A 10,378-nucleotide genomic window follows, 5' to 3' on the forward strand; every position below is an offset into this window, starting at 1 on the left:
AGCTTGCCTCGCGATCTTTTAAACGATCAAAAGATCGCGAGGCAAGCTCGCTCCTACAAAGAGCAGGGCGAACTTACCTCGCGAACAGTGCCTTCTGCCCTTCTGGCGAGGTGAACATCTCATCGCCGTTGTGGCCAACGCCTGGCACTTCAACCAAGCGTTGGTTGAGCCCCTGCGGATGGCGCTGGGTCAGGTAGTCAAAGTAGTTGTGCCCGCGTATCAAGCGATACGCACCCTGGGCTTCGGCTTCGCAGCTTTTATCCAGCGCCGGGTGGTTGGGGTCGGTGTCTTTGGCTCCGAGCAAATAGGTAATGTCGCGGCTCACATAGTTCTGCTCAAGCGTGTGGTGCTTTTGCCCGGCCACATAGGCGGGCAACTCTTTAAGCCCGTATTTCCAGGTATTGAAACCGGGGCAATTGGCCGGATCAAAGCTAGGTACCGGGCGCTGCTTGTCGAAATAGGCGTAAGACGACGGGTTGGCAATCACGTAACGCACCTTGATGCCTTCAGCCTCCAGGGCTTTGTCCGCCTGAGTGGTCAGGGCATAGCGCTGCGCCACTTGTGCACCGCCCGAATGCCCGGCGATGACCACTTCGCGCAAATTAGGGAACAACTTGCGGTCGCCCAGGCGTTGCAGGATCTGGTCTATGGCCGCGTACGAACTCAAGGGTGTTGGGCTGATCGCGGGCTCGCCGGCCATCCAGTCGTTGGTGTGCCAGCGCAGTACATCGTTGGGCAACGTGTGGCGGGTGCCATCACTTTCGTTGAGGAACTGCGGCGCTATCACCAGGGTTGTGGATAACTGCCCGGCTTGCGTCGCGGCTTTTTCGCCACTCTCCAGATAGGTTTGCGCATTGCGCAAGCGACCATGGATCACAATCAGCGCCCGCTGCACAGCGGGCAACGGTTGATTCCAGTTTTGACTGAGCCCGATATTCAGCTCGCTCGTGCCGATCTTCATCTGATCGGGGCTTAACACTTTGACCCCGTGTTCTGCGGCTATTGCCGAAGAGCACGCGAGCACCAGACCGACGACTGCCATCAACCGTTTTGCCATTTAAAGCCTCGCTGCCGAAAAGGTGTCGCATTGATTAATATCACCGTTGGCAAAACCGGTCTTGAACCACCTCACGCGTTGCGCAGAAGTGCCATGGGTGAACGAGTCGGGCATTACGCGCCCTTGTGACTGCTGTTGTAAACGGTCATCACCAATGGCAGTGGCAGCATTTAGAGCGGACTCAATGTCGCCCGGTTCCAGCCAGTCGTGACGTTTTTGCGCAAGGTTGGCCCACACCCCGGCCAGGCAGTCAGCTTGCAGTTCCTGACGCACCAATAAACCGCCGTCACCCTCCATGCGCTTGCCTTGCTGGCGGGCCATCTGCATTTTTGACGAAACCCCCAACAGCGTTTGCACGTGATGCCCCACTTCATGGGCGATCACATACGCCTGGGCAAAATCCCCGGCGGCCTTGAAGCGTTGGGCCATCTCCTGGAAGAAACTCATGTCCAGATAAACCTTCTGGTCAGCCGGGCAATAAAAAGGCCCGCTGGCCGCCGTGGCAAAGCCGCAGGCCGAACTGACCTGGCCGCGAAAGAGCACCAGCGTCGGGTCTTTATAAGTACGACCTGACTGTTGAAACACCTGGCGCCAAGTGTCTTCGGTGTCGCCCAGAATCGCCCGTACAAAGTCTGCTTGCTGATCATTGGCAGGCGGCGCATGGCCTGCTTGCTGCGTCACCTGAGGTGACGACTGCTCCGTCAGTTGGCCGCTGAGCTGGCCGAGGATCTGCAAAGGGTCCTGACCGGTGAGCAGGCCAATCCCGACAATCACCACCACCGCCATCAGGCTCAAGCCTTTACCGCCACCGATGCGCATTCCTCCACGGCCACCGGTACTTTGATCGCGCACGTCTTCAACGTTGTCGCTACGGCGGCCTTTTTTCCATTGCATGGAGGAATCCTCTGATAAATCTGTTTATTGAGTGTTGCTGCTCGGTAGGCACAGCGCCAGCCCGGCTGTCAGACGTTTGTTGAGAGATTTACATACGACGCTAAAACGCTGCAATTTTTGTAGTCGCTGTCGAGACACGAGGCTGCGATGCGGGCCGCAGGACCGCCGTCCAGGGTTGATTCGAAACCCTCGCAGCCTCGTGCCTCGACAGCGATTACAGGGTTTATAAATTGAGATTTCTTAATGCAGTTTGCGACCTTGGACGTAAGTGGTTGAATAGGTCCGCCGATTAGCTATGAGTACGACCCCTGTGAACATCGATACCCGCATCAAATACCGTCATCTGGTGTGCTTTCTGGAGATGGCACGCCAAGGCAGTTTGGCGCGGGCGGCGGATGTGTTGGCGGTGAGTCAGCCGGCCATGTCCAAAACCCTTAAGGAGCTTGAAGAGCTGCTGACGGTGAGTCTGTTTGTGCGCAGTAAAAGCGGTGTCCGTCTGACCGAGGCAGGGGGCGCTTTCCTGCGTTATGCGACGCCGTCGGTGCAGGCTTTGCGCGAAGGGGTGAGCGCCTTGCGCGGGGGCGAATACTCCGGGGGGACGGTGCGGCTGGGGGTGTTGTCCACCGTTGAGAGCCTGCTGGTACCCGAGTTGGTCAGCCGCCTGCACGCCCGCCATTCAGCGCTGGTGGTGAGTGTCGTGACCGGGCCGAGTGCGTATCTGTTGTCGCAGTTGCGTGTCGGTGATGTTGATTTGGTGATTGGGCGCATGACCGACAGCCCGGAAATTCAGGGCATGAACTTTGAACACCTGTACAGCGAATCGATGACCCTGGTGGTGCGGCCGGGCCATCCGTTGCTGCAGAGCCCGCTGGACCGTAGCCAGCTGGAGCGCTACCCGCTGGTGTTGCCACTGGCCAACACCACCATCCGCACCTTTGCCGACAGCCTGTTTGTGCAGTGCGGCATCAGCCAGTCGCGCCAGCGTCTGGAAACCCTGTCAGTCACGTTGAGCCGCCGCTACGTGCTGCGTAACGATGCGGTGTGGATAGCCCCGCTGGATGCCGTGCGCCTGGACCTGGCCAGCGGCGAACTGCATGAAATTGACCTCGGCCAGCGTGAGCCGGGCGGTTCGATCGGCATTTGCAGTAACGCCCATGTGCCCATGTCGGTGGCGGCCCAAGGCTGTGTCGAGGTGCTGCGTGAGCTGGGGCAGGCCTATGCCGAAGGTGTTTATCCATAACCATTTGGTTATGTTATGGGTTGGCCTTTTCAATAGTGCTTGAACCTCTGTTGTTTAAAACTGGCGCCTGGCCTTTATAAAAACAACAGGAGATCGACATGTCTGATGCAGACAGCCGGCGCTTTATCATCCGTGACCGCAACTGGCACCCCAAAGCCCTGACCCCTGACTACAAAACCTCGATTGCCCGTTCCCCGCGCCAGGCGCTGGTGAGCATCCCGCAATCGGTGAGCGAAACCAGTGGCCCTGATTTTTCTCATCTCAAATTCGGCAAGTTCGACAACGACCTGCTGTTGAACTTCAACAATGGCGGTTTGCCGGTCGGTGAACGGATTTTGCTCTCGGGTCGTGTCTGCGACCAATACGGCAAGCCGATCCCGCACACCCTGGTAGAGATCTGGCAAGCCAACGCCGGTGGCCGTTATCGTCACAAAAACGACCGCTATCTGGCCCCGCTGGACCCGAACTTTGGTGGCGTGGGCCGCACGCTCACGGACAGCCAGGGCTATTACAGCTTCCGTACCGTCAAGCCCGGCCCTTACCCGTGGCGCAACGGCCCCAATGACTGGCGCCCGGCGCATATTCACGTGTCGATCAGTGGCCCGTCGATTGCCACGCGCTTGATTACCCAGTTGTATTTCGAAGGCGATCCGCTGATCCCTATGTGCCCGATCGTCAAGTCGATTGCCAACCCTGAGGCGGTGCAAAGCCTGATTGCGCGCCTGGACATGGGCGCCGCCAATCCGATGGATTGCCTGGCCTATCGCTTTGACATCGTGCTGCGCGGTCAGCGCAAGACTCACTTCGAAAACTGCTGAGGAGCCTCGTCATGCCTATCGAACTGCTACCCGAAACGCCATCGCAAACGGCTGGCCCTTACGTGCATATCGGCCTGGCGCTGGCCGCCGCCGGTAACCCGTCCCGCCCGGAAGAAATCTGGAACGACATGGCCAAGGCTGATGCGCCGGGCGAGCACATTGTGCTGGTCGGAAACGTCCATGACGGTAATGGCCATTTGGTCCGCGACTCTTTTCTGGAGTTCTGGCAAGCCAACCACGAAGGCGTTTACGACGAACATTTCGACGCCGAGAAGCCTTTCAACAGCTTCGGCCGTACGGCCACGACCTTTGATGCCGGGGAATGGACGCTCAACACGATCAAGCCGGGCGTGGTCAAAAACGCCGCAGGCGTGCCGATGGCGCCGCACATCAACGTGTCGCTGTTTGCCCGCGGGATCAACATCCATTTGCAGACCCGCCTGTACTTCAGCGACGAGCCGGAGGCCAACGGCAAATGCCCGGTGCTCAACCTGATCGAGCAACCGCAGCGCCGTGAAACCCTGATTGCCCATCGCTGCGAAGTGAACGGCAAACCGGCGTACCGTTTTGATATCTATATTCAAGGCCCGAACGAAACGGTGTTCTTCGATTTTTAAGGGCCGCATGTGGGAGCAGGCTAACCCGCCTGACTCCCACCTCAATGACTCACTCGTACTGCGTCACCCCCGCCATATGCCGCCCGGCGATGTAGCCAAACGTCAGGGCTGGCCCAAGATTTATCCCCCCCGCCGGGTAGTACCCGCCCATGATGCTGGCCATGTCCGTGCCTGCCGCATACAAGCCTTTTATCGCCTGACCGTCAGCGTTCAGCACTTGGGCGTGTTCGTTGGTTTTGAGACCGGCAAAGGTGCCAAAGCAGCCGGGTTCGACCTTGACCGCGTAAAACGGCCCTTTGCTGATCGGCGCCACGCAAGGGTTGGGCTGATGCAGCGGGTCGCCTTGCTTGCGGTTGTACGGGGTTGAGCCGCGCCCAAACTGTGGGTCCTGGCCTGTTTGCGCGTGGCGGTTGTAGTCATCCACGGTGCTTTGCAAGCCCTTGGCGTCAATGCCGCACACGCGGGCCAGGCCTTCCAGGGTGTAGGCACTTTTCAGGTAGCCGGACTGGATAAACGGCCCCACGGGGATGGGAAACGGCCGCGAGATGCCGAGCCCGTAACGGCGCTGGAAGTCATGGGTGCAGATCAGCCACGAAGCGATCGGTTCACCGGCTGGCGCTTGTTCCACCATGGCGGTGACGTAATCGTAGTAGCCATTGGCTTCGTTGACGAAGCGCTGGCCGTTGCTCAATACGCCAATGATCCCCGGCTTGGCGCGTTCAATGATGTGCGGAAAGTGCCCGATGCTGCCGTCGCTGTGCGTGACGCGGGACACCGGAGCCCAGGCGACCGTGGAGTGCAAGTCGCTGTTGATCTGACCGCCAGCGCTTTCACCGAGGGTTAGACCATCGCCATTGACGCCCAGCGGCGGCAGGGCCAAGTGTTCGTGGCCGGTCGGTGTGCGCGGAAACAGCGCCTTGCGCCGCTCAATATCATTGGCGAAGCCCCCGGCGGCCAGCACCACCGCTTTGCGGGCGCGAATGCGGATGTCCCCGCGTGCTGTCTTGACCACTGCGCCAGTAACGCCTGCCTCGTCCTGAGTGAGTGATGTGACCGGTGCGGATTCCCACAGCAATACGCCCAAGTCTTCAGCCGACTTGGCCAGTCGCGCCACCAGCGCCACGCCGTTGACCAATTGCAAGGCGCGGCCATGCAGGGCGAGGTCAATCAGGTGGCGGCCAAAGCGCTTGGTCACGTGCCAGGCGGCCGGCAGTGAGCGTGTCAGGTTGAGAAAGGCCGCAAGGTCTGGCCCGGCCATGATCGGCATGCCCATAAAACTGGTTTCGCGCATGGTTTTGCGCAGCCGCTTGAGCAGCTTTCCGACCTCGCGGCCGTTATAGGGCGCGGCGATCACCGAGCGCCCGCCAGTCCCGGCGCCAGGGGTGTCGCCGTGGATGTCGGCAATGGCGTTGCCATCGGCAAACTGCAAGCGGGTATGGCGCTCGAAGAACGCCACCATTCGCGGCCCGGCATCCAGAAACGCGTCAATCATGGCCGGGTCGTAACGCTCGCCCAATTCATGCTTGAGGTAGGTGCGCGGCAAATCTACGTCTTCAATGATCCCGGCGCGTTTAGCCAGCGGGTTGCACGGCACCCAGGCCCAGCCGCCGGACCAGGCCGTGGCACCGCCGAAGACAGCATCCTTTTCGACCACGATGACTTTTTGCCCGTGCCAGGCGGCTGTGACGGCTGCGGACAAACCGGCCGCACCGGAGCCGACAATCAGCACATCACAGTCGATAACGTCGGGTTGAGGGGCTGCGGTCATCGTGGGGCTCCAGGTTTAATTATTTTTGGAATTGAGTTCCAAAATATAAAGATTTGCTCTAAAAACAACAACCCCGAGTGTGTTTGTTCAGTTCCAGCTTTTGCGTTTGCGGGTTTACCTTTTAGAATCCTTTCATTTGCGAGGGCTTTGTATGGCTGGCAGTCAGATCGAACGGGTGTTCAGTGTGCTTGAGAGTCTCACGCAGGAGCCTCGCGGCGTGCCGATGCAGACGCTGGCCGAGCAATTGGGCATCCCTAAAAGTGCGACCCACCGCTTGCTTACCGAGTTGGTGCGGTTGGGCTATGTGCGGCAAAACAGCGAGAACAGCCGTTACCATCTGTCGACCAAGCTGGTCGCCATGGGCTTTCAATACCTGGCCAGCAGCGGGGCCGACATTGTGCAGCCGATCCTTGATCGACTCGCCCAAGAAACCGGCGAACTGGTGCGTTTGGGCGTAGTGGATGGCGAGCGCCTGACCTGGATCGCCAAGTCTCAGGGCGCCCGCTCTGGCCTGCGCTATGACCCGGACATGGGCCGCGATGCGCCACTGTTTTACACGGCCTCCGGGCATGCCTGGCTGGCCAGCATGAGCGATGCCATGGCCCTGGCACAGGTTGAACGCCAGGGCATTACGCCCCCTGAAGGCGTGGGGCCGAATGCGCCGCACTCCAATGTGGAGTTGCTCGAGCGTCTGCGTATCGCCCGTGAGCAGGGCTATGCCTGGGTCGAAGAAAGCTCGGCGATTGGCACCAGCGCCATTGCCGCCGTAGTGCGCAGCCCGCTGGGTAAACATGTGGTCGGCGTGTTGAGTGTGGCGGGCCCCAGTGCACGCCTGCCTCAGGCCCGCTTGCACGAGCTGGCGCCATTGCTGCTGCAGTTCACCGAGGAGTTGTCGGTAGCCTGTCAGGCATCCGAACTGTTCGACGCCTGACGGCTAAATTGAACGGAGTGGTTAATTTATCTTGCAAGAAAGTGGAACCAGATTCTAAATTAATCGGAATTCTGTGATTCCATAATTCTTACAAGAGGATCAGCATTTTGAACGCTTCACTGCGTATCGCTTTGGTGGGCGCCGGCATCATGGGCCGCCAGCACCTTCATCATCTAAAAGGCCTCGACAGCGCTGTGCTCTGCGCGGTCGCAGACCCTGCGCCGCAGTCGGCCGGGTTTGCGGCGCAATGCGGGGTCGAATGGTTTGCTGACACGGCGCAGATGTTGGCGGCCGCAAAGCCCGATGGCGTGATCATCGCAAACCCCAACACCTTACACGTGAGCACGGCGCTGACCTGCCTGGCAGCGGGTGTGCCGGTGCTGCTGGAGAAACCCGTAGGCGTGGATCTGGCAGAAGTGCGTACGCTGGTGGCGGCGTCCCGGGACAGCGGCGTGCCGGTGTTGGTGGGCCACCATCGACGCCACAACCCGCTGATTGTGCGGGCGCATGAGCTGGTGCACAGCGGGGCGCTGGGGCGTCTGAGTACGGTGACCGCGTTGTGGCAACTGCAAAAGCCTGAAAGCTATTTCGACATTCCGTGGCGACGTGAGGCCGGGGCGGGAATGTTGCTCACCAACCTGATCCACGATCTGGATCTGCTGCGCCATTTGTGCGGCGAAGTCCGTCAGGTACAGGCCATCACCAGCAATGCCGTGCGCGGCTATGGCAATGAGGACTGTGCGGCGATCTTGCTGCAATTTGAGAGCGGTGCGCTCGGCACGTTGACCGGCTCCGATGCCGTGGCCGCGCCCTGGAGCTGGGAACTGGACTCGGGGGAAAACCCGGTGTATCCGCGCCAGAGCGATCAACCCTGCTATTTGCTGGCAGGCACCGGTGGGGCGTTAAGCATCCCGCAGCTCAAACGCTGGCATTACGCCGAGGACGGCGCGGGGTGGCGCCAGCCGTTGCTGGTCGAGCAAGAAGCCTTCAAGCCCGATGAAGCCCTGCGTTTGCAACTGGAACATTTTGTTCGGGTGATTCGACGCGAGGTTGCGCCGTTGGTGAGTGCGGCGGATGCCGCCCGCACCCTGGCGCTGATTGAAGCCATTCGTGAAGCCGCTGCCACTGGCCGGGCCTGCGCCCCAGCCCCTATCGACGCCTGAAAGAGCCCACTATGAATTCTCGTCCTTTGTCCCTTGCTGCCCTGACCGTGCTGGAAGTCTCGCCGGTCGACATGATCGACATTGCCGCCCGCACCGGCTACAGCCATGTCGGTCTGCGCCTCGAACCTGCCACGCCAGAGGAGTATCACTTCCCGCTGGTCAATGACCCGGCTTTACGCAGGCAAACGCTCAAGCGCCTGCACGACACCGGCATCAAAGTGCTCGATATCGAGATTCTTCGTTTGAAGCCGCAGACCTGCGTGTCAGATTTCGACAAGATCCTGTCTGTGGGCGCTGAATTCGGCGCCACCGAGTTGCTGGTGGCCGGCAATGACCCCGATGAACAACGCATGACCGATAACTTTGCGCAATTGTGTGACTTGAGTCGCCCTTACGGGATCTATCCTCATCTTGAGTTCATGCCGTGGACCGATGCCAAGAACCTGCAGCAGGCGGTGCGGGTGGTTGAGCAGGCGGGTCGCGTCAATGGCTGCGTATTGGTCGATGCCTTCCATTTCAACCGCTCTGGCTCAAGCCTTGAAGACTTGAGCCGGGTAGAGCCGTCGCGCATGCGCTATATGCAGTTGTGCGACGTGGCGGGACCAACGCCCGATGACATGCAGGAAATTTTGCGCCAAGCGCGCAATGAGCGGCGTTTTCCCGGTGACGGTGACTGCGATTTGCTCGGCTTGCTGAGATTGCTGCCCAAAGACATACCGCTGAGCCTTGAAATCCCCTGCGTGGAACTCCAGGCACAAGGCGTCAGCGCCGAACAACGGGCGCAATGGGCGATTGATAAAACCCGGGTGCTTTTGCAACAGCTGTAGTGCGTAGCGCCCGGATGCGGGTGGCTGAGTGCTGTGAGTCCATTGCTCCACATTGAGGTGTTCGATGACATTGCCTACGCCACTTTCAGGCGTTAACCAGCCACTCAAGGGCATTCTGCTGATCGTGATTGCGACGGCGTTGTTCTCCAGTCATGACGCGCTCTCCAAGTACTTGAGCGGTTTGTACCCCGTGGTGATGGTGGTGTGGGCGCGCTATATGGTGCACACCTTGCTGATGGCCAGTTACTTCTTGCCGCAGTCGGGGCTACGGGTGCTGCGCAGCAAGCGCCCGTTGCTGCAGGTGTACCGGGCGATCTGCTTGCTGGGCTCCGGGCTGTTCTTCACCTTCGGGCTGCTGTACATCCCGTTGGCGGAAAACACCGCGGTTAACTTTTTGGCACCGTTATTGGTGGCGGCCCTATCCGGGCCGTTGCTGGGCGAAAAAGTCACCCGGGGGCAATGGATTGCAGTGAGCTGCGGGTTTATCGGCGTGGTGGTGATCATCCATCCGGGGGGCGACTTGTTCACCCCGGCGGTGCTACTGCCGATGTCGGCAGCGCTGTGTTTCAGTTGCTACCAGATCCTCACGCGCAAACTCAGCCTGTACGACACACCGACCACCAGTAACTTTTTTGCCGGCTTGTTTAACGCACTGGTGCTGAGTGCGCTGGTGCCGTTCTTTTGGCAGACGCCGACCTTGGTGCATGGCCTGGAAATGCTCGCGCTTGGCTCCCTGGGCATGACCGCGCATTTGCTCCTGACACAGTCGTTCCGCCTCGCCGCCCCGGCATTGCTGGCGCCTTTTAGTTACTGTCAGATTGTATTTTCAGGGTTGCTGGGCTGGCTGCTGTTCAACCACACGCCGGACCTGACCTCACGGATCGGCATCGCGATTGTCTGTGTCAGCGGGTTGGCGGCGGCATGGCAACAGCGCAAGAAAAGGGCGGCTTAAGCCACAACACATTTCTACCTCTGTGGGAGCGGGCTTGCTCGCGATGGTCGTTAACGATGATGCGTAGTGGCCTGTTAAATGAGGCGCTCTGAAGACCATCGCGAGCAAGCC

The 10,378-nt window shown here is 59.8% G+C and carries 10 protein-coding genes; 7 read left to right on the forward strand and 3 right to left on the reverse strand.

Annotated features, from left to right (window positions below; all coding sequences use genetic code 11):
* Nucleotides 1-73: 73 nt before the first annotated feature.
* Both QMX84_RS24570 and QMX84_RS24575 read right to left on the reverse strand, forming a co-directional pair.
* A complete protein-coding gene (locus QMX84_RS24570) occupies nt 74-1,057 on the reverse strand; it encodes an alpha/beta hydrolase (RefSeq protein WP_282365003.1) in 984 nt (327 codons plus the stop codon).
* Nucleotides 1,058-1,951, reverse strand: a complete 894-nt coding sequence (locus QMX84_RS24575; protein ID WP_282365004.1) for a neutral zinc metallopeptidase — start codon at nt 1,949-1,951, stop codon at nt 1,058-1,060.
* Between the two features lie 310 nt (nt 1,952-2,261).
* On the opposite strand from QMX84_RS24575, the gene pcaQ reads away from it, so the two are divergent.
* The 3 genes from pcaQ to pcaG all read left to right on the forward strand — a co-directional run bounded on the left by pcaQ (nt 2,262) and on the right by pcaG (nt 4,626).
* On the forward strand, nt 2,262-3,191 hold the full coding sequence (gene pcaQ, locus QMX84_RS24580; RefSeq protein WP_282365009.1) for a pca operon transcription factor PcaQ: 930 nt from the start codon (nt 2,262-2,264) through the stop codon (nt 3,189-3,191).
* A gap of 98 nt (nt 3,192-3,289) precedes the next feature.
* Entirely contained in the window at nt 3,290-4,009 is a 720-nt protein-coding gene (gene pcaH / locus QMX84_RS24585) for a protocatechuate 3,4-dioxygenase subunit beta (protein ID WP_048367478.1), read from the forward strand.
* Between the two features lie 11 nt (nt 4,010-4,020).
* Complete coding sequence (pcaG, locus tag QMX84_RS24590; protein WP_282365005.1) at nt 4,021-4,626, forward strand: protocatechuate 3,4-dioxygenase subunit alpha; 606 nt, start codon at nt 4,021-4,023, stop codon at nt 4,624-4,626.
* Nucleotides 4,627-4,675: 49 nt separating this feature from the next.
* Here pcaG and QMX84_RS24595 read toward each other — a convergent pair whose 3' ends face one another.
* Nucleotides 4,676-6,394 carry an FAD-dependent oxidoreductase gene (locus QMX84_RS24595; protein ID WP_282365006.1) on the reverse strand — a complete coding sequence of 573 codons (1,719 nt, stop codon included), beginning with the start codon at nt 6,392-6,394 and terminating at the stop codon, nt 4,676-4,678.
* Between the two features lie 151 nt (nt 6,395-6,545).
* Between QMX84_RS24595 and QMX84_RS24600 the strand changes: the two genes are divergently transcribed.
* The 4 genes from QMX84_RS24600 (at nt 6,546) to QMX84_RS24615 (ending at nt 10,267) form a co-directional block, all read left to right on the forward strand.
* The gene (locus tag QMX84_RS24600) at nt 6,546-7,325 is read left to right on the forward strand and encodes an IclR family transcriptional regulator (protein ID WP_282365007.1); all 780 of its coding nucleotides are present in this window, start codon (nt 6,546-6,548) and stop codon (nt 7,323-7,325) included.
* 107 nt (nt 7,326-7,432) lie between these two features.
* Nucleotides 7,433-8,488 (forward strand): Gfo/Idh/MocA family oxidoreductase, encoded by a 1,056-nt coding sequence (locus QMX84_RS24605; protein ID WP_282365008.1) that lies wholly within the window; start codon nt 7,433-7,435, stop codon nt 8,486-8,488.
* Nucleotides 8,489-8,499: 11 nt separating this feature from the next.
* Nucleotides 8,500-9,315, forward strand: coding sequence for a sugar phosphate isomerase/epimerase (locus QMX84_RS24610; protein WP_048367471.1), 816 nt, complete (start codon nt 8,500-8,502; stop codon nt 9,313-9,315).
* Nucleotides 9,316-9,379: 64 nt separating this feature from the next.
* Complete coding sequence (locus QMX84_RS24615; protein ID WP_262126683.1) at nt 9,380-10,267, forward strand: DMT family transporter; 888 nt, start codon at nt 9,380-9,382, stop codon at nt 10,265-10,267.
* The last annotated feature ends 111 nt before the right edge of the window (nt 10,268-10,378 follow it).

Origin of the sequence: Pseudomonas sp. PS01297 (assembly GCF_029959305.1) — a bacterium.
Lineage (GTDB): Bacteria > Pseudomonadota > Gammaproteobacteria > Pseudomonadales > Pseudomonadaceae > Aquipseudomonas > Aquipseudomonas helleri.

Excerpts from the sequence above, each read along its gene's own strand:
- QMX84_RS24570 (WP_282365003.1), bottom strand. The coding sequence starts at position 1,057 with ATGGCAAAACGGTTGATGGCAGTCGTCGGTCTGGTGCTCGCGTGCTCT.
- QMX84_RS24575 (WP_282365004.1), bottom strand. The coding sequence starts at position 1,951 with ATGCAATGGAAAAAAGGCCGCCGTAGCGACAACGTTGAAGACGTGCGC.
- pcaH (WP_048367478.1), top strand. The coding sequence starts at position 3,290 with ATGTCTGATGCAGACAGCCGGCGCTTTATCATCCGTGACCGCAACTGG.
- pcaG (WP_282365005.1), top strand. The coding sequence starts at position 4,021 with ATGCCTATCGAACTGCTACCCGAAACGCCATCGCAAACGGCTGGCCCT.
- QMX84_RS24595 (WP_282365006.1), bottom strand. The coding sequence starts at position 6,394 with ATGACCGCAGCCCCTCAACCCGACGTTATCGACTGTGATGTGCTGATT.
- QMX84_RS24600 (WP_282365007.1), top strand. The coding sequence starts at position 6,546 with ATGGCTGGCAGTCAGATCGAACGGGTGTTCAGTGTGCTTGAGAGTCTC.
- QMX84_RS24610 (WP_048367471.1), top strand. The coding sequence starts at position 8,500 with ATGAATTCTCGTCCTTTGTCCCTTGCTGCCCTGACCGTGCTGGAAGTC.
- QMX84_RS24615 (WP_262126683.1), top strand. The coding sequence starts at position 9,380 with ATGACATTGCCTACGCCACTTTCAGGCGTTAACCAGCCACTCAAGGGC.